The 25,664-nt window shown below is 45.2% G+C and carries 19 protein-coding genes; 10 read left to right on the forward strand and 9 right to left on the reverse strand.

Annotated features, from left to right (window positions below):
* Positions 1-142 precede the first annotated feature (142 nt).
* The 3 genes from QUA58_RS06345 to QUA58_RS06355 are packed head-to-tail and all read left to right on the forward strand — an operon-like array spanning position 143 to position 1,706.
* Positions 143-880 carry a TIGR04255 family protein gene (locus tag QUA58_RS06345; RefSeq protein WP_333276770.1) on the forward strand — a complete coding sequence of 246 codons (738 nt, stop codon included), beginning with the start codon at positions 143-145 and terminating at the stop codon, positions 878-880.
* Positions 880-1,173, forward strand: a complete 294-nt coding sequence (locus QUA58_RS06350; protein WP_333255587.1) for a hypothetical protein — start codon at positions 880-882, stop codon at positions 1,171-1,173. The genes QUA58_RS06345 and QUA58_RS06350 overlap by 1 nt, the downstream gene beginning before the upstream one ends.
* Positions 1,170-1,706 (forward strand): hypothetical protein, encoded by a 537-nt coding sequence (locus tag QUA58_RS06355; protein WP_333255589.1) that lies wholly within the window; start codon positions 1,170-1,172, stop codon positions 1,704-1,706. The genes QUA58_RS06350 and QUA58_RS06355 overlap by 4 nt, the downstream gene beginning before the upstream one ends.
* Positions 1,707-1,748: 42 nt before the next feature.
* Here QUA58_RS06355 and QUA58_RS06360 read toward each other — a convergent pair whose 3' ends face one another.
* Together QUA58_RS06360 and QUA58_RS06365 are read right to left on the reverse strand one after the other, a co-directional pair.
* Positions 1,749-3,671, reverse strand: a complete 1,923-nt coding sequence (locus tag QUA58_RS06360) for an efflux RND transporter periplasmic adaptor subunit (RefSeq protein ID WP_333393361.1) — start codon at positions 3,669-3,671, stop codon at positions 1,749-1,751.
* Positions 3,672-4,137: 466 nt separating this feature from the next.
* Complete coding sequence (locus QUA58_RS06365) at positions 4,138-4,854, reverse strand: DUF305 domain-containing protein (protein WP_333393362.1); 717 nt, start codon at positions 4,852-4,854, stop codon at positions 4,138-4,140.
* Between the two features lie 191 nt (positions 4,855-5,045).
* Between QUA58_RS06365 and QUA58_RS06370 the strand changes: the two genes are divergently transcribed.
* From QUA58_RS06370 to gloA, 4 genes are all read left to right on the forward strand, one after another.
* Positions 5,046-5,240, forward strand: a complete 195-nt coding sequence (locus tag QUA58_RS06370) for a heavy-metal-associated domain-containing protein (RefSeq protein ID WP_106150165.1) — start codon at positions 5,046-5,048, stop codon at positions 5,238-5,240.
* A 65-nt stretch (positions 5,241-5,305) separates the two neighbouring features.
* Entirely contained in the window at positions 5,306-7,558 is a 2,253-nt protein-coding gene (locus tag QUA58_RS06375; RefSeq protein WP_333393363.1) for a heavy metal translocating P-type ATPase, read from the forward strand.
* Between the two features lie 19 nt (positions 7,559-7,577).
* A complete protein-coding gene (locus QUA58_RS06380; protein ID WP_333247919.1) occupies positions 7,578-7,814 on the forward strand; it encodes a hypothetical protein in 237 nt (78 codons plus the stop codon).
* A gap of 74 nt (positions 7,815-7,888) precedes the next feature.
* Positions 7,889-8,284 carry a lactoylglutathione lyase gene (gene gloA, locus QUA58_RS06385; RefSeq protein WP_333247917.1) on the forward strand — a complete coding sequence of 132 codons (396 nt, stop codon included), beginning with the start codon at positions 7,889-7,891 and terminating at the stop codon, positions 8,282-8,284.
* A gap of 258 nt (positions 8,285-8,542) precedes the next feature.
* Here the strand turns inward: gloA and QUA58_RS06390 are convergent, their stop codons facing one another.
* On the reverse strand, positions 8,543-9,553 hold the full coding sequence (locus QUA58_RS06390) for a DUF459 domain-containing protein (protein ID WP_333393364.1): 1,011 nt from the start codon (positions 9,551-9,553) through the stop codon (positions 8,543-8,545).
* A 5-nt stretch (positions 9,554-9,558) separates the two neighbouring features.
* Positions 9,559-10,974 carry an MBOAT family O-acyltransferase gene (locus QUA58_RS06395; protein ID WP_333393365.1) on the reverse strand — a complete coding sequence of 472 codons (1,416 nt, stop codon included), beginning with the start codon at positions 10,972-10,974 and terminating at the stop codon, positions 9,559-9,561.
* 276 nt (positions 10,975-11,250) lie between these two features.
* Between QUA58_RS06395 and QUA58_RS06400 the strand changes: the two genes are divergently transcribed.
* Positions 11,251-14,214, forward strand: coding sequence for an AAA family ATPase (locus QUA58_RS06400; protein WP_333393366.1), 2,964 nt, complete (start codon positions 11,251-11,253; stop codon positions 14,212-14,214).
* Positions 14,215-14,313: 99 nt separating this feature from the next.
* Here the strand turns inward: QUA58_RS06400 and QUA58_RS06405 are convergent, their stop codons facing one another.
* Positions 14,314-14,544, reverse strand: a complete 231-nt coding sequence (locus QUA58_RS06405; protein ID WP_333214038.1) for a photosystem II protein, Psb35-related — start codon at positions 14,542-14,544, stop codon at positions 14,314-14,316.
* Between the two features lie 426 nt (positions 14,545-14,970).
* Between QUA58_RS06405 and treS the strand changes: the two genes are divergently transcribed.
* On the forward strand, positions 14,971-18,351 hold the full coding sequence (gene treS, locus QUA58_RS06410) for a maltose alpha-D-glucosyltransferase (RefSeq protein WP_333247909.1): 3,381 nt from the start codon (positions 14,971-14,973) through the stop codon (positions 18,349-18,351).
* 204 nt (positions 18,352-18,555) lie between these two features.
* On the opposite strand, the gene QUA58_RS06415 is transcribed toward treS, so the two are convergent.
* Positions 18,556-18,876 carry a 2Fe-2S iron-sulfur cluster-binding protein gene (locus QUA58_RS06415; RefSeq protein ID WP_333247907.1) on the reverse strand — a complete coding sequence of 107 codons (321 nt, stop codon included), beginning with the start codon at positions 18,874-18,876 and terminating at the stop codon, positions 18,556-18,558.
* A 112-nt stretch (positions 18,877-18,988) separates the two neighbouring features.
* The gene (locus QUA58_RS06420; RefSeq protein WP_333393367.1) at positions 18,989-19,636 is read right to left on the reverse strand and encodes a sigma-70 family RNA polymerase sigma factor; all 648 of its coding nucleotides are present in this window, start codon (positions 19,634-19,636) and stop codon (positions 18,989-18,991) included.
* Positions 19,637-19,857: 221 nt separating this feature from the next.
* Between QUA58_RS06420 and QUA58_RS06425 the strand changes: the two genes are divergently transcribed.
* Positions 19,858-20,646 carry a phage Gp37/Gp68 family protein gene (locus tag QUA58_RS06425; RefSeq protein ID WP_333393368.1) on the forward strand — a complete coding sequence of 263 codons (789 nt, stop codon included), beginning with the start codon at positions 19,858-19,860 and terminating at the stop codon, positions 20,644-20,646.
* Here the strand turns inward: QUA58_RS06425 and QUA58_RS06430 are convergent.
* Together QUA58_RS06430 and QUA58_RS06435 are read right to left on the reverse strand one after the other, a co-directional pair.
* A complete protein-coding gene (locus tag QUA58_RS06430) occupies positions 20,627-21,748 on the reverse strand; it encodes a three-Cys-motif partner protein TcmP (RefSeq protein WP_333393369.1) in 1,122 nt (373 codons plus the stop codon). The two genes, QUA58_RS06425 and QUA58_RS06430, sit on opposite strands and share 20 nt — an antisense overlap.
* Positions 21,749-21,775: 27 nt before the next feature.
* Positions 21,776-25,474 (reverse strand): hydantoinase B/oxoprolinase family protein, encoded by a 3,699-nt coding sequence (locus QUA58_RS06435; protein WP_333393405.1) that lies wholly within the window; start codon positions 25,472-25,474, stop codon positions 21,776-21,778.
* Positions 25,475-25,664 lie beyond the last annotated feature (190 nt).

Below are 25,664 nucleotides of genomic sequence, written 5' to 3' on the forward strand. Positions count from 1 at the left end.
CAATTTACGTTGACACCCAAAAATGAAATTAGGATGAAATCTTTTAACTTCCAACCTTGATTAATAAGTCATCTAAAATTTAAACTCTCAAATGATATAACCTGTCTTGCTATTTTTGACAATGCAGCTTACAATAGTTATTATGCAAGCACCAAAACACTACTCGCACGCCCCAATCACCGAAGCCTTGATTGATATACAAGTTAAACTTCCACCAGAAGTTAAACTTGACAATTTGGCGCAGGTGTACTCCAGCATTCAGGCTGAGTATCCTCAGCGTGAAGAGGTGTTACTTTTTCAGGGACAAATGATGGCAGGTGCTAGTGTTGGGGCAACAGCCAGCCAATCTCCAATTGGCTATATAGCCTCCCGCGGCGACCAAAAACAAATTCTTCAACTGCGTTTAGATGCTTTCGCATTCAGTCGGCTTGCCCCTTACGACTGTTGGGAAAATTTTCGGGATGAAGCAAAGCGACTGTGGAATATCTATCAGTCGGTGACACATCCAGAAGCAATTGTTCGTTTAGCACTCAGGTATATTAACAGGCTAGATATTCCTTTACCGATTGGCGATCTCAAAGAGTATTTGAGGACATTTCCGGAAGTTTCCCCTGACTTGCCACAAGGATTAAGTGGCTACTTTATGCAGCTACAAATTCCGCAAGAAAACTTGGGAACAATGCTGGTTATTAATCAAGCAATAGTTCCACCTCCCACACCTGATTTTGTTTCTATAATATTGGATTTAGACCTATTTTTGGAAGGGTATATTCCTCCTGATGAAATAGGGCTTTGGCACATTTTAGAACAAATGCACGAACAAAAAAACATAGCTTTTGAAGCTTGCATTACAGAACGCATAAGGGAGTCGATTAACTGATGGCTACAATTACCCCCCTACGTCCTAAGGGCGTTTCACCATCACCAAAATTGCTGGTGTTAGAGCCAAAAGCCACAGCTCAATTACAAAGTCCTGAAGGTCGAAAACTTGCAGCACTAGCTGATGAAGTGTTGCGGAATTTAACAGTTGTCAAACAATACTTACAAACTCTAGAAAGCATTGGCGAAATAGACTGGCAGCCAGTACCGCCAAAGCGTTCGGAACGAGTAATGATGCGTGCTCAGTTCAAAGGGCGTAAAAAACCTCTGCCGTATATTTTCGATGAAGAATGAGCGTAGAGCCTTTCTGGGTGCAGGTCAATGAATCCACTCTCAGGCAAGGTGATTACCTGCCTGGGTGTCTCGTACCAATACCAGTATTTGACCCAACAAATTTTGGCAAAAACAGTGAAATTCAAGACGTACAAATAGAAGTTAATGAACTCGATTTAATTGTTCTCACCCAAAGCTGCGATCTGGATAATAAAAAAGTAGCTCAGGTAGTCCTGTGTGCAATTTACCCTATTTCAGAATTTGAGGAAAATAACGAAGCATTTAAGAAAAAAGGAAAATGGAATGAAGTTTTAAGAGGGAGAACAGAAGGTTTGCACCTGCTGGCATCACCAACGAACCCAGATAATAACAAAGAATCACTGGTTGTAAATTTTAGAGAAATCCAAACCTTGCCTTACGAATATGTGTTGAAACACGCTAGTAATTTAAACGATCGCTGGCGATTAAAATCTCCTTACCTAGAACACTTTTCTCAGGCATTTGCACGTTTATTTATGCGAGTTGGTTTACCATCGGCTATTCCGCCTTTTTAAGTCATTTCATGTAGGTTATAATTGCTAGATTAAACAAAATTTTTAGTTTAAGCTCTTGGCTTCTGTCTCCTGACTTTTAACGCGATGGTTGTCATCCCGCAGTGACAATTCATCTACTGTACTCGCGTTTAATGTCGGTGCAGAAACCGAAAAATTATTGTTTCCAGAATCCGCTGCTATTGCTGGCAATTTGCGCCGATTTCCCCACAACACGCCGGCTGCAAAAGTCAGAGATGCGATCGCCAATCCTCCCCCGATTCCCGCCCACAAAGGCACGGGTAAATTATTAAAATTAACCTCTGTTGCTTTGGGAGTTGCCTCTTTCTTTTCCTCGCTTGTTGACGGATTGCTACCGCCTCGCAACGATTGTGCGTAAAGTTGAGGTGCGCGCTGTGTTACAATCAAATCTCCCTCGAATAAACCGCTCTTAATTTCAACTAAATCTCCGGCTGTTTGACCGAGTTCAACTTCAACCGCTTGATAAGCATCGCCATTTTTAACGTAAACTGTTTTTTTACCGCTAACATCCACTACCGCTGCGATCGGAATTGCTAAAACATTGGTAACATTTTTGTCGGTTAAAATCTCCAATTCCGCAAACTGTCCCGGCTTTAATTCGCCCTGACTATTATCTAGTTCTGCTTTGACTGGCACTACCCGCGTTTCTCCTTGCACGGATGAGCCAATTATGGTAATTTTTCCCTTGAAAGTCCGATCGCCCAAATTAGCAACTTTCACCCTGACTTCCTGGCCCTGTTTTACCTGATTCAGGTCTTTTTCGTAAATATTAGCTGTGGCAAAAACGCTGCTGTCATTTAAGAGAGTCATCAACGGTTTTTCAGCGCTTACGGACTCTCCTGGGGTGATTTCGCGATCGGCTACCGTGCCAGAAATCGGAGCGATAATAGTAACAAATCCTTTGTCATTGGCAATAGTTCCTAATTGTTGGAGCCGCGCTTGATAGGCTGCATCAGCCAAGCGAATCCGCGACTGAGCGACTTCCACGGCAGTTTTGGCGCGTTTGACTTGGTTCTCGGCTTCCAACGCTTCCCGGCGGCTCAAAGCCTTGGTAAGTTGAGCTTTTGCTTCTGCTGCTCTGCCTTGAGAATCGCGCAATTCCCGCATTGGCAGGTCTACTTCGGCTTGTTTGATTTCGGTTTCCGCTTTGATAACTTCGGGGCGGCTTTTTGCCTTCGCAACAGTGGCTTTTGCTTCGGCGAAGTGTGCTTGCGACTCTAGCATTGTACGCCGCGCGATCGCACCTGATGCAACTAACTCTCGATCGCGATCGAACTGTTCTTTAGCCACCGTTAATTCAGTTTCTGCTCGCGCTATTTCTGCTTGCGCTATTTCAACTTGACGCTGATAATTTTCTTTAGCAACTTTGACAACTGAACGCTTATTTACTAATTCTTGCTCTCGCTGGTACTGCTTAGTTACTGCTGTTAGTTGAGTTTTGGCTTGGGCGATTTCCGCTGCGGATATTTGAATTTGGCGATCGTAATTTTCTGTAGCTAGTTTCAAATCGCCTTGCGCTTGCTGCAAATCCGCCTCAGCTTCCGCTCGTTTCGAGAGAGATTCAACCCGCAACTGTCCTAATTCTGAACTAGACAAAACAGCAACCGGTTGATTTTTTGATACTTTGTCCCCAGGCTTAACTAGCAACTCTACCACTTTACCAGCAACCGGAGCAGTTACTTCTACCTTTTGGTTGGGCAAAGTTTCAATTTGTCCCGTAGTTTTGATGCCGATATCTAGTCGCTGGCGAGCCGCTGGGGAGACTTTAATTCCTAACCGTTTTGCTGTTTCGGCATCGACAGAAATAGCAGCAGGAGTTTGAGTTGTTTCGCCGCTTTGGTGAAATTCATTTCCGTGGCCAGCGTGGGCAAAAACTGCGGCGGGAGATGTGAAGAATGCAAGGGTGATAATTAACCCAGAAATTCGGCAGAGCTGTATTGGGGGCATGATTGAGTAGGGGCGAATCTGAACTCATATATCACTTTTGCAGATAAATATGAAATCAGGATGAAATCGGTTAAATAAACATTGTTTCTGTAGGGGCGGGTTCACCAACAATACCTGCCAATAATCCAATACAGTTCACTTAACACTATTTATGCCCCGGATATCCCCCTAAATCCCCCTTAAGAAGGGGGACTTTAAGAGCTTTCTTGTTCCCCCTTTTTTAAGGGGGGTTAGGGGGCATCTGTCTTAAGTGAACTGTATTGGCCAATAATCGACAATCTCAAAAACCCGCCCCCACCAAACGATCGATCACCATGTACATTTTTTGCATTTGATACAAATCAAGGTTGATTTAGGTTATCTGTGGTGTGAGTGAGGGCGGGTTTATCAAGATTATTTGTGGGAATTACATATTGTTTGTGAACCCGCCCCTACAGATTTTGGGATTAATGAATCGAACCAGTTACTACTGTTTGTACCAAGCTTTGCGCCACTCTTTCATTTGCTGAATTTCTTGCTTTTGTGAAGTCAGAATCTCTTCAGATAATTTCTTCATTTCCGGCCTTTTTGACTTTTTCAAAGCATCTTCAGCCATCACCAAAGCTCCTTCGTGGTGGGGAATCATCGCATTGAGAAAACGCAAGTCAAATTGGTCGTCAGCAGCGCCTAAATCCATGCTCATCATCATGCTTTGCATTTGTTCGGGAGTCATTGCCATCATGTGACCCATTTGAGCGTGATAAGCCATTGGTGTATTGTCGGCTTTGGCATACCAAGCTTTTCGCCACTCTTTCATTTGATTGATTTCGCGGTTCTGAGCGGCAATCATCTCATTTGCTATTTTTTTCATTTCCGGGCGTTTGGATTTATTAAGTACCTCTTTCGCCATGTTTACAGCGCCTTGATGGTGTACTGTCATGCCATCAATAAATCGCAAATCGTAGTTGGCATCGGCCGGGCCTAAATCCATTGACATATTATGATTCATGCCGTGATTCATGCCACCCATGCCGCCTTGTGCCACGTCTTGCTTGTTGTTTGCTTCAGTTGCTGAGGCAACATTTGGTGCTTGAGTTTGGCTTGTAGGAGCTTTTGAACAAGCTGCAAGCAGTCCACTGGTTAAAACGGCTGTGGCGGTCAATGTCAGCGCTGCAAAGCCTGTTTTTAATGAAATTGATTTCATAGATTTTTTATCCTTAAAATTGCCATTTATATTCACATTGTCACATAGAGATGAAATTAGGATGAAATTTACAAAAATCTAAAATCTAGAATCTCAAATCTCAAATCGACTTGACTCTCCTGCTAACTGGAGACTATATAATAAAGTTAATTCATTGATTGAGCAGAGTAGTTTCTGCTGAGGTTCAAATTATGACTCTACAGCTAAAAGTTCCCAAAATGGCTTGTTCGGCTTGTGTGAATACAATAACCAAAGCAGTCCAAGCCATTGACTCAGCCGCCACTGTTGAGGCGGATGTCAAGACAAAATTGGTCACTGTTCAAACCGCTAAATCGGAAAGTGATGTTAGGGATGCGATCGCATCTGCTGGCTATCCAGTCAGTTGACAGTTGACAGTTGACAGTTGACAGTTGATAGTTGCAAGGAAATTGTCGAACTTAGGAGGGCATTTATGGACAATCTCACACTTAAATTGCGGGGCATGAGTTGTGCTTCTTGTGCTTCTTCTATTGAAGAAGCAATCCAATCTGTTCCCGGCGTAATTGAGTGCAGTGTCAATTTTGGAATGGAACAAGCAGCTATCCAATACGACTCTAAGCAAACCAACTTAGCAACAATTCAATCGGCTGTTGATGCGGCGGGATACGAAGCTTTGCCAATTCAAGAAATGGCTACGGAGGATGACGCAGAACAAGCCGATCGCAAATCTGAATCTCAAACCTTGCAGCGGAAACTCTGGACAGCAGGTATCATCAGCATCCTGCTAGTTGTGGGCGCTATTCCAGCGATGACGGGCTTGCACTTGCCATTTATTCCCGCGTGGCTGCACAATTATTGGCTGCAATTAGTCCTGACCTCACCCGTACAATTCTGGTGCGGGAAATCGTTTTATGTGGGAGCTTGGAAATCCCTAAAACGGCGGGTGGCGACAATGGATACCCTGATTGCCTTGGGTACGAGTGCTGCTTACTTTTATTCTGTATTTGTGACATTTTCCCCCGGTTTATTCACCGCCAAAGGTTTAAATTCTGGCGTTTACTACGAAGTTGCCGCTAGCGTTGTCGCCTTAATTTTGTTGGGGAAAACCCTAGAAAATCGCGCGAAGGGAGAGACTTCCGAAGCCATTCGCAAACTCATGGGTTTGCAAGCAAAAACTGCTCGGATAATTCGCAACGGGGAAGAGTTGGAAGTGCCGATCGCCCAAGTGGAAATTGGCGACATCGTGCAGGTGCGGCCAGGAGAGCAAATCCCGGTAGACGGAGAGGTAATTGAGGGTGCTTCGACGGTAGACGAAGCAATGGTTACGGGAGAAAGTTTGCCTGTTAAAAAGCAGCTTGGCGACGAAGTGATCGGAGCGACAATTAACAAAACTGGCAGTTTCAAGTTTCGGGCGACAAGAGTTGGCAAAGATACATTTTTAGCTCAAATTGTCAAGATGGTGCAGGACGCACAGGGGTCAAAAGCACCGATCCAAAAGTTAGCCGACCAAGTGACTGGTTGGTTTGTGCCTGTAGTAATTGCCGTCGCTTTAGCTACTTTTATTATCTGGTTTAACGCGACGGGAAACTTCACTCTAGCCACAGTGACAATGGTGGAAGTGCTGATTATTGCCTGTCCCTGTGCTTTGGGTTTGGCGACTCCGACTGCTGTGATGGTGGGAACTGGGAAAGGTGCAGAAAATGGGATTTTAATTAAAGGAGCCGAGAGTTTAGAATTGGCTCATAAAATCCAAATTATCGTGTTAGATAAAACTGGAACTCTCACAGAAGGCAAGCCGACGGTAACTGATTTTGTGACAATTAAAGGAACGGCGAACAGCAATGAGTTAAAGTTGCTGCAATTGGCGGCGTCTGTCGAGCGAAATTCCGAGCATCCTTTGGGGGAAGCTGTTGTGAGGTACGCTCAATCTCAAGAGGTTAATTTGACGGATGTTAAGGATTTTGAGGCGATCGCCGGGAGTGGTGTTCGAGGGGTTGTAGGCGGAAAGTCGATCGCCCTGGGAACGCTGAGGTGGATGCAGGAACTAGGCTGCGATACTGAATATCTGGAACTGCGCGGGAGAGCTTTGGAAGCTGCGAGCAAAACGGTTGTTTGGATGGCCTCGGAGGGCAAAATTGAGGCAATAATGGGCATTGCCGATGCCCTCAAACCGTCGTCAGCGCAGGCGGTGAAAGCACTTCAAAAACTCGGTTTGGAGGTGGCGATGCTGACTGGGGATAATCGATCGACTGCGGAGTCGATCGCCCAATCCGTGGGCATTACTCGCGTTTTTGCCGAAGTTAGACCCGACCAAAAAGCAGCTCAAATCCAAGCCCTGCAAGGGGAAGGAAAAATTGTCGCGATGGTGGGAGACGGGATTAACGACGCGCCGGCTTTGGCCTTAGCAGATGTGGGAATTGCGATCGGTACCGGTACAGATGTGGCGATCGCAGCCAGCGACATTACCTTAATTTCAGGAGATTTGCAAGGCATAGTTACAGCAATTCAACTTTCGCGGGCCACCATGCGGAACATCCGCGAAAATCTGTTTTTTGCGTTTATTTACAACATCGCTGGAATACCGATCGCGGCGGGCATTTTGTTCCCCATGTTTGGCTGGCTGCTAAATCCAATTATCGCTGGTGCAGCAATGGCTTTCAGTTCAGTATCTGTAGTTACTAATGCTTTGCGATTGCGGAATTTTAACCCAAAATCTATTGCCTAAATTTGGAGGAATTAGAAAAATGCTACACCATCGTCAAATTTTGGGAATTCTCGCGAGTTTAGGACTTGTGATGGGAATGGCATCGGGAGTTCAAGCTTCCGAACAGTCCGTCCAGCATCCTACTTCAACGAATCAATTCCGCAGCATTGAACAGCCGTTAAGTTTAAAAATTGGCGTAACAGCAGGGGGATTGACATTAATTGGTTTAGAACTGTGGTGGTTTTTGTTCAGTAAAAAGCAAGCTAAAACCAGGTAAACTTTGCCGATGCGGTTTTTTCCAGCAAGATATCGCTAAAATTGAGGAAGCTTAAAAAATTTGGAGTGAGCTAAATGCAACTATTACACACGATGCTCCGAGTCGGCAACCTGGAAGAATCCCTCAAATTTTACACCGAGGTTCTGGGCATGAAATTGCTGCGACAAAAAGAGTATCCAGACGGTAAATTTACTCTGGCTTTTGTTGGCTACGGCGACGAATCAGACACTACTGTTTTGGAATTAACATATAACTGGGGCGTCGCAGAGTACAATTTGGGGGATGCTTACGGTCATATTGCGATCGGCGTTGACGACATTTACGGTACTTGCGAAGAAATTAAAGCCCGCAGCGGTAAAGTTATTCGCGAACCCGGCCCAATGAAGCACGGTTCAACTGTCATCGCTTTTGTGCAAGATCCAGATGGATATAAAGTGGAATTAGTTCAATTGGAAAATCCACGCGACTAAAAAGAAACCGGGTTTCTGCGATAATTTTGGCATCCATCGAAACTTGGTGAAGAAACCCGGTTTCTGACTCACGCGACTAGAAAAAAACCGGGTTTCTGCGATAATTTTGGCATCCATCGAAACTTGGTGAAGAAACCCGGTTTCTGACTCCCACGCAACTAGAAAGAAACCGGGTTTCTGCGATAATTTTGGCATCCTCATCGAGACTTGGTGAAGAAACCCGGTTTCTGACTCCCAATGAGAACCAATTATTAAAGTTTAGGGTTTCTTTTTGGGATATTTGGGAGGTTGGGGAGATTTTAAGATTTTGTCGGCGATCATTTGGTCAGCAATTAAATCGCCGATAATTCTAGCTCCGTGGGAGGTAAAGTGGAAGCCATCATTACTTTTTACATAGCCTCGCTTACCCGATTTATCAGCAACTACAGGAACAAATTTTCCGGCGTTTGCAAATGTCTCCCAAGTAGAAATGAATTCGATTTTGTCTGAAGATTTGCTCGCATTTTTATAAATATCGTTCATAATGGGAAAAGCTTTGACAGACAAAGATTTCTTAGGTATGGATTGACCGATCCAATACACTTTTCTCACGGATGACGAATCCAGTAACTTGGCATATTTTTCAACTCTTTCTTGATAAGCTTTTTGCCATTCTTTGCTCAGAACAGCCCAGGCTTTTCCTTGAAAATCAGTGATATTTTGAGGGTCATTGGCTCCGAACAAAACTATCACTACATCCGGCTGGTAATTATTAAGAATTTGGCGAGTTCTGGCATACCAGTCATAATAATCTATCCGATTTAATCCGGTCGAAACCTTGTAGTCTATTTTCGTATCGGCGATATTGTATTGTTTCTTAAGAGTGTACTGGAGTTGAATTCCTAAGTCGAACATTACGGAATCTCCAATAAATAAAAATTTGCGATAAGGTATGGTAAGTTTGGGTTTAGCTGGGGTTGGTTTTTTAGCTGGGGTTGGTTTTTTAGAATTAGCAGGCTTTGGGGGTTCAACAGCCACTTTTATTTCGGTTTTGACAGGAGGAATTTCTGGTTCTTTGGGGAGGCTATCGAAGTTAATATCTTTAATTTTGCTCCAAAAATCTTGTTCGTATTTTCGCAAACCGTTTATTTCTATATTGCCCGCGGCTTGTTTGATTTCGGGACTGGCGAAAGGAGTTGAAGCAAAGCTTTTTAGAAATAATGATAAGTTTGAAAATATTAAAGTGAGAATCACAGAAGTAACAATCAGCAAAAATTCCCTGTCTTTCATATTTCTTAGAAATTAAAGTAAATAAAAGGCGGAACGGTACTCGGCCCCAACATCAAAATAGTATACATGAGCAGCGAAACTAAGACAACCCGAAAGAAAATGTTTTTTAATGACAATACGGTTTGCAATAGTTGGGAGATGCGATCGCCCCACAAGTTCATCGCGCCGATGACTGCAATTACTAAATACAATTGCCAAAAGTTAAATTGAAAAGTGGCGACTGCAGGATGGACAATTCCTTGAAAAAATTTCATCGCAGTTTCCCAGTTGGGAGTGCCGAAAAATACCCAGCTACAAGTAACAAAACTAAATGTTAACACCCAACTGCAAAATTTAGCAAATCTGGGAAAGGCATAGTCTAATTTAAAGTGGATAGCTTGGGGGATATCTTTACATAAATGGTTGACAATTAATCCTAAACCGTGAATTGCCCCCCAGAAAATAAAGTTTAACCCTGCGCCGTGCCAAAATCCGCCGATCGCCATTGTCATCAGTAAATTTACGTACTTCCTCAACTTGCCGTATTTGTTGCCGCCAAAGGGAAAGTAAACGTAATCCCTCAGCCACTCGGAAAGGCTGATGTGCCATCTTTTCCAAAATTCTTGCAAGCTGAGCGATCGGTATGGCATATTAAAGTTGGCAATGGGTTTAAAACCCAGCAAACAGGAGATGCCATTGGCTAAATCCGAGTAGCCGCTAAAATCTACGTAAATTAAACAGGAATAGGAAATTGCCGCGAGAATCAAATCGATGCTGCTGTACTGCTGGGGGACTTTGAATGGCAAGTCAGTGAAGTTAAACAAAAAGCTCGATAAAGTATATTTCTTGAAGAGTCCAGACAAAATCAAAACTATAACTTCTTCGATTTTATAGTCGTATTTTTCGGGTGAATTTAGCTGCAAGTAAAATTCGCGAGCTCGCGAGATTGGCCCGGAGGCAATTTGCGGAAAGTAGGTAATGTAGGCGGCATAGTCTATAAATTTTGGACAGGGGATTTTTTGCTTGTAGCAGTCGATTAAATGAGAAATCATTCTAAAAGTGTAGAAAGACACGCCGACGGGGGCGATTATTTGCAAAACTGGAAAGTTGGCTGGAATTTGTAGCTGGTTCAATACCTCAAATAAAGAAGTTACAAAGAAGTTGCAATATTTAAAGATGCCGAGATTGGCAATGTTGAAAATTATGCCCCAGATTAAAGCAAGTTTTTTATATGTGCTGTTGCAGACAGCCCGGAGAATGATATAATTGAAAGCCGTAGCTAAAACGAGCAGCAAGAGAAAGTCAAAACTCCAAAAGGAATAAAATAATAAACTGGAAACTAACAAGACAATTTTATACAAACCGACTTGGGGTTTCACAGAGACGATCGCGCTAAAAACAATTAGGAAAAAAACTAGAAATTGGTAAGTGGGAAATAGCATAAATCTCAGCCGATAAAAAATCTTGTTTCGGGCAATATTTTTATAAGTACGGCCAGCCAACCTATCCCGAAGGGAATGGCCAGAGTCGGTCTGAACGCACCAAATTTCGGGGTGGATTGCGGACTGTAAGCTTTTGCAATCTTGTCAATTAGGTCACAACTTCCGCCCTAGTTAACCGCACTCATAAATTCATAATCCTGTTTAAAGATTATGATGGTTGTGAGACGATGTATTAACGGATAACAACAGGAATCCCCTTGATTGCGAGGAACCAACGTGCAGCCAACAGACCCTAGCAAATTTACAGATCAAGCCTGGGAAGCCATTGTCAAATCCCAGGATGTCGCCCGCCGCTTTGCCAATCAGCAGCTAGAGGTTGAACATTTAGCCATCGCCCTTCTCGAACAGCAAGGCCAGGCCAACAGCATTCTCAGCAAAGCTGGAGTCGATGCCCCCCGCTTGGCCCAGCAGTTAGATGCTTTTGCCAAACGACAGCCCAGAGTTGCCAACGCTGACCAACTATACCTCGGTCGCGGCTTAGAAGTTATGTTAGATGTTGCCGAGGCCACCAGGGCGACTTGGCAAGATAATTTTATCGCCGTTGAACATTTATTAATTGGCTTAGTAGAAGACGAACGAGTCGGCCGCAGGTTGCTGACCAAAGGCGATGGCCCGCCGGGCCGCCCCGGTTACGATCGCAAACCCCCAGCCGGTACGCTCGATCGACCAAAACTCGAAGAAGCCATCAAATTAGTCCGCGCCACTGCTAAAACCCAAGAAAAAAATTCCGAAACGGGGAAAGGCAGCCGCAGCAACGCTAAAGCCCAAGATCAAGATGGCGAAGCTAACTCCGACGCCCTCAGCAAGTACGGCCGCGATTTGACAGAAGCCGCCAAAGCCGGCAAACTCGACCCAGTAATCGGCCGCGACGAGGAAATCCGCCGCGTGGTGCAAGTTCTTTCCCGCCGCCAAAAAAACAATCCGGTGTTAATTGGCGATCCCGGAGTCGGAAAAACTGCGATCGCCGAAGGTTTAGCCCAGCGAATTGTCAACGGCGACGTACCCGAATCTTTGAAGAATCGCCAGCTATTTAGCCTCGACATGGGCAGTTTAATTGCTGGGGCAAAATTCCGGGGCGAATTTGAAGAACGATTGCGATCTGTTCTGCGGGAAGTCATCGATTCCGACGGGCAAATTGTCCTATTTATTGACGAATTGCACACCGTTGTCGGCACTGGTGGCGGCGGCAGTTCCGGTTCGGGAATGGATGCGGGAAATTTGTTAAAACCAATGTTGGCGAGAGGCGAATTGCGCTGCATCGGCGCTACAACTCTCGACGAATTCCGCAAGAATATTGAAAAAGATCCTGCCTTGGAACGTCGATTTCAACAAGTATTTGTTGGCGAGCCCAGCGTTGAAGATACTGTTTCGATTTTGCGCGGATTGAAAGACCGTTACGAACGCCACCACGGGGTAAAAATTACTGATTCGGCCCTGGTAGCTGCTGCAACTCTGTCTTTCCGCTATATTTCCGATCGCTTTTTGCCGGACAAGGCGATCGACCTCGTAGATGAAGCGGCCGCCCACTTGAAAATGGAGATTACCTCTAAACCTGTGGAATTGGAAGGCATTGACCGCCGGGTGATGCAGTTGGAAATGGAAAAATTGTCGATCGAAGGTGAAGGAAAAGGTGCTCTCGCCCCTGGGCTCGGCTTCCGCGTCGAACGCATCACCTCTGAGATTGACATTTTAAAAGTCAAGCAGGAAAAATTGTCCTCTCAGTGGTTGGGCGAAAAGCAGTTGTTGGATGCAATCAATAAATTGAAAGCAGAAGAAGACCAATTGCGAGTGCAAATTGAACAAGCAGAAAGGGCTTACGATTTGAATAAAGCCGCACAGTTAAAGTACGGCAAGTTGGAAACTGCGGTGCGCGATCGCGAAGCCAAAGAAGCGGAACTTTTGAAACAGCAAGCTCAAGGTTCTTCCCTGCTGCGCGAAAAAGTTACTGAGGGCGATATTGCGGAAATTGTCGCTAAATGGACGGGCATTCCGGTTAACCGGTTGTTAGAGTCAGAACGCCAAAAATTGCTGCAATTGGAAAAACACTTGCACCAAAAAGTTATCGGTCAAGAGGAAGCTGTAACAGCCGTGGCGGCGGCAATCCGGCGCGCTAGGGCGGGGATGAAAGATCCGGGGAGACCGATCGGCTCTTTCTTGTTTATGGGCCCGACAGGCGTCGGAAAAACAGAGTTAGCGCGGGCGTTGGCGGAGTTTTTGTTTGACAGCGATGATGCGATCGTCCGCATCGATATGTCGGAATACATGGAGAAACACAGCGTTTCTCGGTTGGTAGGAGCACCCCCCGGATATGTCGGTTACGATGAAGGGGGACAACTTTCGGAAGCAGTGCGGAGACATCCTTATTCGGTAGTGCTGTTTGACGAAGTGGAAAAAGCGCACCCGGACGTATTTAACATTTTGCTGCAAGTGTTGGATGACGGCAGAATTACCGATTCTCAAGGTCGAGTGGTTGACTTTAGAAATACCGTAATTGTGATGACTAGCAATATCGGCAGCGACCACATTTTAGACGTGTTTACTAAGAAGGAAAAAACCGTCAAAAAACCTGCTAGCCGGAAGCAGGAACCGAAGGAGGTATCAATTCCCAAGACAGATTATAAAGTTGCTGATGATGGTACTGTCGAGGTGTCAGCCCAGCGAGTCGATGTTGACAGTGAAGGTAAGACGGAAAGTAAGATTGAAAGTAAGTCTGAAAACAAGTCTGACAATGAAAAATCCTTGACTCAAGAACGGGAGACAGACGAAGAGTACGACCAAATGTTAAAACGGGTGATGACTGCTTTGCGATCGCACTTTCGCCCCGAATTTCTCAATCGGGTGGACGAGATCATTTTGTTCCACACTTTGAGCAAGATCGAATTGCGACAAATCGTCACCATTCAAGTGAAGCGGATCGAGCGTTTGTTGGCCGAGCAAAAAATTACTTTGGAACTGTCGGATGCGGCGAAAAACCATATCACAGATGTCGGTTACGACCCGGTTTACGGCGCTCGTCCCTTGAAACGCGCCATCCAGCGGGAGCTGGAAAACCCGCTGGCTAACAAGATTCTGGAAAATGCGTTTGTGGAGGGCGATACAATTGCGATCGACTGTGAAAATAACACTTTGCAATTTCGCAAAAAAGACTCTCTCCCCGCGCTGATAGGTAACAGTTTGTAGTTGCCGAATAGTTAGGAACAGGCAAGATGCCTGTTCCACAAACAATCAATTTTCTTGTGGATCAGGCATCCTGCCTGTTATTAAAAATGGTGAAATATGTCAAGAATTAGACATGGTGCGGCTACCATAGGCATCCATGCTGTAGGCAGGAACGCGAACGCTGTAATCCATCTCTGTTGCTGTGATTGCTACAGCCAATTTTTCAAAAGATTCATCGTTCCAATTCCGCTCGTGGATGGGCTTTGACTGTTCCCCGAGGAAATATGCTTGAGTGCCAATTACTGAGGCCGCGACCCAACCGACGATTAAAAGAGCGATTACAATAGCCATATTTGCTTTTTCCTTAACTTTTGTTGCTTTATGTAAACTAATGTAACGAAAATTAGTAATCAACGTCAAGGTACTGTAATGTCGTGGCAACCGTCCGGCAGGTAGTAAATACCGCATTGACGGAACCGGGAGAGGGGAAGAAGGAGACAGAGCGAGAGTATGTAGGGTGGGCACTACCGCGCATCGGTAGATAGCACAGTACCCGGATTGTGAACTGTATCCGAAATAGCAAAACAGATTGTGGATTTTTAATCGTTAAGAAATTATAAGTTTTGCGTTAATAAATTACGATTAAAACTCTGCCGCTCGTATGAGGAATTGCGGCAAAATTATGAGTTATGATTTATCAGTTTGGATGGGAACTAACAAATCCCAATCACCAAATTTTAAGTACAAATTACCAATGACCAATTATCGCTACAAATCATGCCCAACTCAATGTTAAATGACGACCCGTTGTGGTTCAAAGACGCGATTATTTACGAAGTACCAGTTCGGGCTTTTGCCGACAGCAATGCAGACGGGATAGGCGACTTTAGAGGACTGACAGAAAAACTGGATTACCTGCAAAACTTGGGAGTAACAGCAATTTGGGTACTGCCATTTTTTCCCTCGCCGCTCCGAGACGACGGCTACGATACATCTCACTATACTACCGTCAACCCGATTTACGGCACATTAGAGGATTTTAAAGACCTTTTAGAAGCCGCGCACCAGCGGGGAATTCGAGTCATTATTGAGTTAATTGTCAACCACACTTCCGACCAGCACGCTTGGTTTCAGCGATCGCGCCGCGCCCCAAAAGGCAGTAACGAAAGAGATTTTTATGTCTGGAGCGACACGCCGGAAAAATATCAAGATGCTCGAATTATTTTCCAAGATTTTGAAACATCTAATTGGGCTTGGGATGCGGTAGCAAAAGCTTATTACTGGCACCGTTTTTATTCCCACCAACCTGATTTGAATTACGACAATCCGGCCGTCCGCCAAGCCATCTTAGATGTGGTAGATTTCTGGTTGGCACTGGGAGTAGACGGACTTCGCATGGATGCGGTGCCTTACCTGTACGAGCGCGAAGGTACTAACTGCGAAAACCTGCCAGAAACTCACGTATTCCTGAAGCAATTGCGGCAGCACGTAGATGAGAAATTCCCGAACCGGATGCTGCTTGCTGAGGCGAATCAGTGGCCGGAGGATGCGGTTGAATATTACGCTGCTGGCGATGAATGTCACATGAACTTTCATTTTCCGCTGATGCCGCGTTTATTTATGGCTTTGCACATGGAAGATAGCTTCCCAATTAGCGACATTCTCCAGCAAACTCCACATATTCCCAATAATTGTCAGTGGGCTTTATTTTTGCGGAATCACGATGAATTGACGCTGGAAATGGTGAGTGATGAAGACCGAGATTATATGTATCGGGTTTACGCTCAAGACACTCAGGCAAGAATTAATTTGGGTATCCGCCGCCGCTTGGCTCCGCTGATGGGAAATAACCGCCGCCGCATCGAGTTGATGAATGCTTTGCTGCTGTCTCTTCCGGGTACGCCGGTGCTTTACTACGGCGATGAAATTGGCATGGGAGACAATATCTATTTGGGCGATCGCAACGGGGTGAGAACTCCGATGCAGTGGAGTGGCGATCGCAATGCCGGTTTCAGCCGTGCTAACCCCCAGCGGCTTTACGCACCGCCAATTGTTGACCCAGAATATCACTACGAATCTATTAACGTGGACGCGCAGCGGGCGAATCCGAGTTCTCTTTGGTGGTGGATGAAACGCCTGATTGCAATTCGGCAGCGGTTCCAAGCATTCGGCCGCGGAACTTGCGAGTTTCTGTACCCGGAAAACCGCAAAGTTTTAGCTTTTGTACGCACTTATCAAGACGAACACATCCTCGTAGTGGCTAATTTGTCGCGCTTCGTGCAGACGGCAGAATTAGACCTTTCGCCCTTTAAAGGTGCTGTTCCAGAGGAGATTTTCGGCCGCACTGAGTTTCCGGCGGTTGGCGAGCATCCTTACTTTTTGAGCTTGAGCCCTCACACGTTTTACTGGTTTACTCTTAGTGCTAAACACGAAGAGTTTTCGCTGCACGGTGTTCCCACAGACTTGCCTACTTTGGCGGTGATAGGCAATTGGAAAACTGCTTTTGCTACAACTCAGTTAAGCGATATGCTGCTTAATCTTTTGCCGGGATACCTGCGGCGCAATCGCTGGTTTAGCGGTACAGACAGGACAATTCAATCATTAGAAATAAGTGAGGTTGTGCCTGTTGAATGTAAAGATAGTGCGGGGGAGGAAACTCAAGTTTACATTCTGTTTTTGCTGTTGAATTATACTGAAGGTATGCCGGAAACTTACGTTTTGCCTTTAGGTTGGGAAGAGATAAAAAGCGATGTGGACGATCGGGCGATCGCGCGGCTGCACTTCCCAGAAACCAAGAAGGAAGTCGGGGTACTATTTGACGCTGCCGGGGACAAAGGTTTTCTGAGCGCGCTGCTGGGGGCGATCGCCAATTCTCGCAGTTACAGAGGTGCTGGAGGTCAACTGGTAGGAATTGCCGACAGTTCATTCAACTCAGAACAAGATTTATCGCAGCTCGACCCTCACCTGTTCAAAAAAGAACAAAGCAATACATCCGCAGGTTACGGCGACCGCTTCGTCCTGAAAATATTGCGAAAAGTCGAGGAAGGAATCAACCCCGAATTAGAAATCGGACGCTTTTTAACAGAGCGCAACTCGATCCAACACTACGCTCCAATTGCCGGAGCATTGGAATATCACACACCAGCCAAACAAGTCCTTACAGTCGGAATCCTACAAAAATTAATCCCCGACAGCGTAGATGCTTGGTCTTATACATTAGACACACTGCGCGACTATTTCGAGCAAGTAATGACAGTAGAAGCAAAGCATTCTAGCGAGAATTTATCTACTGCCCCGGAAAATTATTTGCCGAACGCTTTGACCGGACAAACCCAGCGGCAGCCAAACTCGCTAGTAGCGGATTTATCCCTAGAAATTCCGCCATTAGCTCGCGAACTGATCGGCTCTTACTTAGCATCAGCCGAACTTTTAGGTAAGCGGACAGCCGAACTTCATCTCGCTTTAGCTTCTGACACAGAAAATCCCGCTTTTGCCCCAGAAAACTTCACCTCCTTTTACCAGCGTTCCATCTATCAACACATGAGAAACCTGGCCGGAAGAACTTTGCTGGATCTAAAAAAACGACTGTCCAAACTGCCGCCAGAAATACAAAAATCGGCGCAAAAGCTCCTCAACCGCGAAGATTTGCTCATGGAACGTTTCAAGTCTATTTTGAACTTGAGAATCACGGCCGATAGAATTCGCTGTCACGGGGACTTTCATTTCGGGCAAGTTCTTTATACAGGTAAAGACTTCGTAATTATTGATTTCGGAGGAGAACGCGATCGACCCTTAAGCGAGCGGCGGATGAAGAGGTCGCCGCTGCGAGATGTTGCGGGAATGCTGCAATCTTTGAGTTACGCTGTTACTTTGGCACTCCGCAATGAAGTAGAAAGTGGCATGATTCGCCCTGAAAATCTCCCGGAGATGCAGCAGTGGGCGAACGTTTGGCACCGCTGGGTCAGCCTCACTTTTCTTAACAGCTATTTGGTAACAGCAGCCGATGCAAGTTTCTTGCCCAAATCTATACCGGAACTACAAGTTTTGCTGGATGCTTACATTTTGGAAAAAGCGGTTGCCGAACTGGCATACGAACTCAATTACCGCTTGGATTGGGCGGAAATTCCACTGAAGCGGATTCTACAGTTGCTAAATTAATAAGGGCGGGTTTATCTATACTCGTTAGGGTGCGTGACTTTCTAGCCACTCAAGTGTCAGCGAGATGCTGGAGAGTCACGCACCTTACACCATACCCAATCTACTTTGATAACGATTTGATCGGCGAATATAATTCGCTTTTCTACAAACAAATTACGCGCCCAGCGAGGCTAGAAGAAAAAATGGTAAAAAACTGATTTCCTATTACTTAAAATAAAGAGCGGTTTGATATAAAACTTGTTCTTGATGAGTTAACAAAGTGCAGTCAGAAAGCGGGTAAGCCACACAAGTAACAGCATAGCCAGCTTGCAATTCTGACGGCTTCAAAAACTTTTGTTCGCTTTGATCGATTTCACCGCTCAGCAGTTTGACAACGCAAGCAGAACACTCTCCTTGCTTGCATCCATTCGGCAAGCGGATGCCGGCATCTTCTGCCATATCTAAGATATACTGGTCGTCTGGTACTGCGATCGTGCGATCGAGCGCGAGATCCTCATTCACCAACCGAACTTGATAAACAGCCATTTTTTTCTTATTCCTCGCTAAAGGGCGGGTTTACGATGCTTTTAGTCCTAGCAAATATTTCGGGTAAAACCCGCCCTTACAACTAGAAAGGGCGGATTTATATCGTGTATATCTAGACAAGTGCTTCTTGATAATCGAGATTTTCATCTAGATAAATAGCCCGAATATCCTCCGGCAAATTTGATTCTAAAGCTTGATATCCTTTTTGCAGCAAAGCCTTTACCTGAGCGGGCGAAATAGCTTCGCCTTCTGCTTGCAAATAAGCTGCAATTCGAGTTTCGCTCCAGCGGAAAGTCTGAGCCATCAACACCACTAAACGCGGCAGCGGCGCTAACAATTCCAAGGCTTGTTTGACGTAACACCACAGGGGAGGCGGAGCCGATTGCAAAGAGTAGTGAATCGACTCAACAGGGGGCAATTCAGCTTGATTTATGCAGACAGCGGTGACATTAATCAGCCAGTTTTGGAGACTGAGATTTCCGCCATCAGACTCTTGGATCTCGCGGCGCAAGTCGAGGCCTCGCAGTTCGTGATAGATGTGCAGCCAAGTGTGGGCGAACAGGTAATCGCCTTGTACGGGCGATCGCACCGAATGGCGAATCAGGGAGTGTACAATTTGAGCGTAGCGGCAAAAAATTGCAGTGAAGAACCTACCCTGATCGGGATGGTTTTGAAACAGAGTCAATAATTCCTGATCGCTGTGATGGAACAGGGATTTGACCACAGGATGGTTGAGTTCTGAAAAATTAGGTGTTTGCACAATTGTTCTGTAACGGTTTTGGGAATAAATGCTGCTGCAGCCCGATTCTACACTACGATCTACAGTTCATGCAACTGCTTAAAACTTGTTGATATTTACGTCAATTAATTATATAATAGAGTTGTAGGCGATGCTGCATCAATCTAAATTGATACATATAAACTTTATGTATCCACCGCACATCAAAAGATAATTTATTGTTTCAAGGGTAAGATTCTTGTATGTCTAGCATTAATACTGGTATCGAATGGTGCGATCGCACATGGAATCCCACAACTGGCTGCGATAAAGTCAGTCCCGGCTGCACTCATTGTTATGCAGAAGCATTAACAAAGCGTTTCCATACTAATTTTCCTAATGGGTTTACTTTTCAAGAACACCCCAAGCGTTTGAACGAACCTAGAGGTTGGCGAAAGCCCAGTCGTATCTTTGTTAATTCAATGAGCGATTTGTTCCATGAAGATATTTCTCTTGATTTTTTGAAACAAGTCTTTGATGTAATGCGTGAAACTCCTCACCACATTTATCAAATCCTTACCAAGCGAGATAAACGTTTAGTAGAGTTAGCCCCTCAACTTGAATGGTCTGATAATATTTGGATGGGAGTTTCTGTTGAAAATCAAAACTACGTTAACAGGATTGACTGTTTGCGACAAGTACCTGCAAAAGTCAGATTCCTATCATGCGAACCGCTTTTAGGTGCTTTGGAGCTTGATTTAAAAGGCATTCATTGGGTAATAGTTGGCGGAGAATCTGGACAAAAACACCGTCCGATGCAGGTAGAATGGGCGCAAAGTATTAGGGATCAGTGTCAGGAGGCTGGAGTCGCGTTTTTCTTCAAGCAATGGGGAGGTAGAACACCTAAAGCTGCTGGGAGACTTCTCGATGATAAAATTTGGGATGAGATGCCGGAAGCATGGAATAAACATCAAAAGCAATTCAATGGCTACACTATCAGCGTGAGTCGAAACTCCAATAAGGTAGTAAAACCTACTTTGGTGGGAATGTAACTTTCACCTTCTCTCCAAATGTAATTTCTCCTTTGTACTTCCTTCGTTTACTGGCAGGTGGATCTGCTATAATTTTACCTTGTTGTTCTAGTTTATTAAGAGCTTCCTTGTAATTTTTACTAATGTAACGCTTGTTAACATGATGCTGATTATAAATTTGTTCCATTGTCAGTGTTTGACCAGCAAATTCATTAAGGAGCATATTTTCAAGGTTATCAAGCGGTTGATAATCAAAAAGTGAAAGCTGAATTGGTGCCTGACTCTGATTATATTCAAAAGAGGGTACTCCTTGAGTAAAAATGGAGCTTTTTTTAGCCATAATATCTTTCATAATTGAGTGACCTAGTTTATCCTTAGATACAAAAATAAGATAATGGCTAGTACGGCTACCACTAACATTTTTGAAGCAGAAATCTTGAACGTGCGATCCTCCAACATCTTTTAAAGCTTCACAAATAGCATTAACGATGGCTGACTCTCTTTGTTCAGGTGGCATTTTTAGTTCTTTCCGAAGGGAATCTACTCGCTCCTGACCAAAGAGAAAGTTCATGTGTTCCTCTACCTTTGGGTTATTTAACCCCGGATTAATCCTGTTATAGTTAAAGAAAAATATACAATCACAACCCCAACCTTTAATCATAGATCCAATGAGTTTTAGGGACAAGCCTTTGTAACCCCAAGGGTCAATAAAAAATAGTGTAGGAACATTATTTATTTTTTGAATTTCTTGGACAATTTCCTCTCCAACCTCCTTGTTCAAAACTATTGGTGTATGCTTTAATTTTCCTATATCTGGAATTGATTCTATAGCCTGCTGGAGAGACTTAGTATTATTTGAGTCCTTATCATTAAATAAGGTTACTAGCATTTGTGACATATCTGGATTTGCAATAGCACGTTCCAAGATAAGTAATGGAGTAGACTTAGAACCGTCTTTATAACAACCAGGGCCAGAAAATAAATCGACGTAAGCAATATTTTTTTGTCTGTTTTTGGCTTGACCAATCATTACCCTTGCCCAGGCCCAAAAGTATTTAGCAACTATTTCTGACTTCACTAAAGAATTATCTCTGGATTCATCAAAGAAAGAACTGTCAGCCATCGCTCTAGCCTCTCAACTTTAGTTTATTTACTGCGGTTGCATAATAGTACCATAACCTCCGCCGCCCGGAGTCTCAATTACAAACACATCACCAGGCTGCATTTCCACACTCGCCGTACTTCCCAACTCCTCAACATTTCCATCAAATCTCTCAACATAATTCCGCCCAACTTTCCCCACCTCACCCCCATGCAAACCGCAGGGAGAAATCACCCGCCGCCCCGATAAAATTCCCGCCGTCATATCCTCCAGAAACCGCACTCGCCGCACCACTCCATTACCCCCGCGATGACATCCATTCCCACCGCTATTAGCCCGGATGGCAAAACTTTCTAACAAAACCGGAAACCGCGATTCCAACACTTCGGGATCGGTTAAGCGCGAATTAGTCATGTGAGTTTGCACCGCATCAGTACCGTCAAAATTTGCACCAGCACCCGAACCGCCACAAATTGTTTCATAATATTGATAGCGGTTATTTCCAAAGGTGAAATTATTCATAGTGCCCTGGGAAGATGCGATCGCCCCCAGCGCACAATACAAAGCATCCGTAATATTCTGCGACGTTTCCACATTTCCCGCCACCACTGCCGCCGGATAGCGCGGATTCAGCATACAGCCTGCAGGATTGATGATTTCCAGAGGTTTCAAACAGCCCGCATTCAGAGGAATATCGTCATCTACCAAAGTGCGAAAAACATACAACACAGTCGCTTTACACACCGCAGCCGGAGCATTAAAATTGTTAAATTGCTGAGGAGAAGTGCCAGTAAAATCTATTTTTGCACGGCGCGCCGACTTGTTAATTGTAATAGCTACCTTAATCTGTCCGCCGCTATCCATCGGATAAGTAAACTCGCCATCTTGCAAAACATCAATTACCCGCCGCACCGATTCTTCAGCATTGTCTTGCACGAAGCCCATATAAGCTTGTACCGTTTCCAATCTGTAATGTTCAACCATCTTGAGAAGTTCTGCTACACCGCGATTGTTTGCAGCAACTTGCGCTTGCAAATCCGCGATATTTTGTGCGACATTGCGAACAGGAAAATCTCCAGTTGTGAGAATTTCCACTAATTCTGGTTCGCGAAAATTTCCCTCGCTTACTAGCTGAAAGTTGTCCAGCAATACGCCTTCTTCAGTTACTATTTTACTATTCGGAGGCATGGAACCGGGAGTGATGCCGCCGATGTCGGCGTGGTGTCCCCGCGAGGCTACATAAAACAAAGGAAGAGAGGAAGAATCATCAAATACGGGAGTAATTGTGGTGATATCTGGTAAATGCGTGCCGCCGTTGTAGGGATTGTTAGAAACATAAACATCACCCGGTTTAATAATATGATTTTGTGCTAAAATTAAAGCTTCTACGCTTTCGCTCATCGAACCTAAATGCACGGGAATGTGCGGCGCGTTGGCAACTAATTGCCCGTTTTTGTCGAATATTGCACAGGAAAAGTCTAGGCGTTCTTTGATGTTGACGGATGAACTTGTATTTTGTAATGTAACGCCCATTTGTTCGGCGATCGCCCGAAATAAGTTATTAAAAATTTCCAGCAAAACAGGATCGGCTACAACCGCAGATAAACGCGAATTAACGCGGATGCGATCTGCGTCTATCTCCGTGGATCTGCGGTTCAAAATTAAATCATTATTTTCGGTGATGGTCGCTTCCCATCCAGGCTCTATAATATTAGTTCCAGTTGCTTCTACGATCGTAGCTGGCCCGCTAATGCAGTCGCCCGATCGCAAATCGTCTCTCTGATAAACAGGCGTTTCCCGCCACCCGCCAGCAACATACATTTGCACGGTTGAAATTGGTTGCACAGGCAAGATGCGTGTCCCACCAGAGGGGGAAATTGTGGATGCTTCCGGCACATCCATTCTTTCTACAACTTCCACCGAAACCGCTTCGACAATCAGCGGTTTTTCTGGCATAATAAAACTGTAACGCTGTCGGTGGGCTGCTTCAAATTCAGCCTGCATCGCCTCAATATTGTCAGCAAAACTGACCGCCAAAACCGAGTCACTTCCCTGATATTTTAAGCGCAACTTGCTAACAACTAAAACCTCTGACTCATTCTCTGTGTTCTCTGCGCCTCTGCGGTTCAATTCCCTCTTTCCCTCAGCCTCCAATTCGGCTAAAATATAATTTAAATCAGGTAATAATTCTGCATTTAATTGTTGCTCGATCGCCCTTTCGCGAATAGCCCGCACATCAGCCAAACCCATACCGTAGGCGGATAACACCCCCGCATAGGGGTGAATAAACACCCGTTTCATGCCCAAACAATCGGCGATCGCACAAGCGTGTTGGCCGCCCGCGCCGCCGAAACAGCACAAGGTATACTCAGAAACATCATAACCGCGCTGAAGCGAGATTTTTTTCACCGCATTAGCCATCTTTTCCACGGCGATCGCCAAAAAACCCTCCGCCACCTGTTCCGGTGTCTTCTCGCCCCCAATTTGACCCGCTAACTGCACGAATTTTTGCTTGACTACCTCAGTGGCGATCGGCAAATCTCCATCCAATCCAAACACCTTCGGGAAAAAATCCGGTTGAATTTTCCCCAACATCACATTACAATCAGTCACCGTCAAAGGGCCGCCTTTGCGATAGCAAGCAGGCCCAGGATTCGCCCCCGCAGACTCAGGCCCGACGCGGTAGCGCGCCCCGTCAAAAAATACAATTGAACCGCCACCGGCTGCTACAGTATGAATTGCCATCACGGGCGATCGCAATCTCACCCCGGCAATTTCCGTCTCAAATTCGCGTTCATATTCCCCGTTAAAATGGGCGACATCTGTCGAAGTTCCGCCCATATCAAAGGTAATAATTTTATCGAAACCTGCTTTTTTGCTGGTTTGAACTGCACCGACAATTCCTCCAGCAGGCCCGGATAAAATACTGTTTTTTCCTTGAAATTGTGCCGCGTCCACTAAGCCGCCATTCGATTGCATAAACATTAATTTGGGTGGCGGGCACGGGGAGGGCGGGCACGGGGGCACCGCCCCTACAGGAGATAATTGACTGGTTACTTGTTCGACATAACGCCGTAAAATCGGAGATAAATAAGCATCGACAACCGCAGTATCTCCCCGCGAAACTAATTTCATCAGCGGGCTAACTTCGTGAGATACTGAAATTTGAGTAAAGCCAATTTCTTTCGCTATTTTAGCAACTTGTTTTTCGTGTTCCGAGTAGCGGTAGCCGTGCATGAATACGATCGCACAACTGCGAATTCCCTCATCGTAGGCTTGCTGCAAACACGGGATGAATTCAGGATTCACACCACTTAACTCCTCACCTTGAGCGCTGTAGCGTTCGGCAACTTCAATAACTCGATCGTACAGCATCTGGGGCAAAACAATGTGACGCGCGAAAATATTCGGGCGGTTTTGATAGCCAATTCTCAGCGCATCGCCGAAACCTTTAGTAATTAACAGAATTGTGCGATCGCCCTTTCGTTCCAGCAAAGCATTTGTCGCTACCGTCGTCCCCATTTTAATCGCTTCAATTTCGGCGGCGGGTATAGCTGCGTCGGCGGGAATTCTCAAAATATCGCGAATTCCTTGGACTGCCGCGTCGGTGTAGCGTTCTGGGTTTTCCGACAGCAGCTTGTGAATGACTAATTTACCGTCGGGGCTGTTGGCGACAATATCGGTAAAAGTACCGCCGCGATCGATCCAGAATTGCCAGCGAGTGCGATCGTCAAAAACAGCATTCATATCATTATCCATCATAAATGTTAATCAGCCTTTTATGGGCGGGCAGGATGCCCAACCCCTACTCCCCACAATACAATTTATCTCTTGTGGAACAGGCATCTTGCCTGTTCTCGATCATAAATGTTAATCAGCCTTTTATGGGCGGGCAGGATGCCCAACCCCTACTCCCCACAATACAATTTATCTCTTG

The organism is Microcoleus sp. N9_A1 (assembly GCF_036701795.1).
Lineage (GTDB): Bacteria > Cyanobacteriota > Cyanobacteriia > Cyanobacteriales > Microcoleaceae > Microcoleus.

Coding starts and splice junctions, on each gene's coding strand:
- QUA58_RS06435 (WP_333393405.1), bottom strand. CDS start 25,474: ATGAATGCTGTTTTTGACGATCGCACTCGCTGGCAATTCTGGATCGAT.
- QUA58_RS06345 (WP_333276770.1), top strand. CDS start 143: ATGCAAGCACCAAAACACTACTCGCACGCCCCAATCACCGAAGCCTTG.
- QUA58_RS06430 (WP_333393369.1), bottom strand. CDS start 21,748: ATGGCTGACAGTTCTTTCTTTGATGAATCCAGAGATAATTCTTTAGTG.
- QUA58_RS06380 (WP_333247919.1), top strand. CDS start 7,578: ATGCTACACCATCGTCAAATTTTGGGAATTCTCGCGAGTTTAGGACTT.
- QUA58_RS06370 (WP_106150165.1), top strand. CDS start 5,046: ATGACTCTACAGCTAAAAGTTCCCAAAATGGCTTGTTCGGCTTGTGTG.
- QUA58_RS06390 (WP_333393364.1), bottom strand. CDS start 9,553: ATGAAAGACAGGGAATTTTTGCTGATTGTTACTTCTGTGATTCTCACT.
- QUA58_RS06395 (WP_333393365.1), bottom strand. CDS start 10,974: ATGCTATTTCCCACTTACCAATTTCTAGTTTTTTTCCTAATTGTTTTT.
- gloA (WP_333247917.1), top strand. CDS start 7,889: ATGCAACTATTACACACGATGCTCCGAGTCGGCAACCTGGAAGAATCC.
- QUA58_RS06405 (WP_333214038.1), bottom strand. CDS start 14,544: ATGGCTATTGTAATCGCTCTTTTAATCGTCGGTTGGGTCGCGGCCTCA.
- QUA58_RS06425 (WP_333393368.1), top strand. CDS start 19,858: ATGTCTAGCATTAATACTGGTATCGAATGGTGCGATCGCACATGGAAT.
- QUA58_RS06355 (WP_333255589.1), top strand. CDS start 1,170: ATGAGCGTAGAGCCTTTCTGGGTGCAGGTCAATGAATCCACTCTCAGG.
- QUA58_RS06360 (WP_333393361.1), bottom strand. CDS start 3,671: ATGCCCCCAATACAGCTCTGCCGAATTTCTGGGTTAATTATCACCCTT.
- QUA58_RS06415 (WP_333247907.1), bottom strand. CDS start 18,876: ATGGCTGTTTATCAAGTTCGGTTGGTGAATGAGGATCTCGCGCTCGAT.
- QUA58_RS06350 (WP_333255587.1), top strand. CDS start 880: ATGGCTACAATTACCCCCCTACGTCCTAAGGGCGTTTCACCATCACCA.
- treS (WP_333247909.1), top strand. CDS start 14,971: ATGCCCAACTCAATGTTAAATGACGACCCGTTGTGGTTCAAAGACGCG.
- QUA58_RS06365 (WP_333393362.1), bottom strand. CDS start 4,854: ATGAAATCAATTTCATTAAAAACAGGCTTTGCAGCGCTGACATTGACC.
- QUA58_RS06375 (WP_333393363.1), top strand. CDS start 5,306: ATGGACAATCTCACACTTAAATTGCGGGGCATGAGTTGTGCTTCTTGT.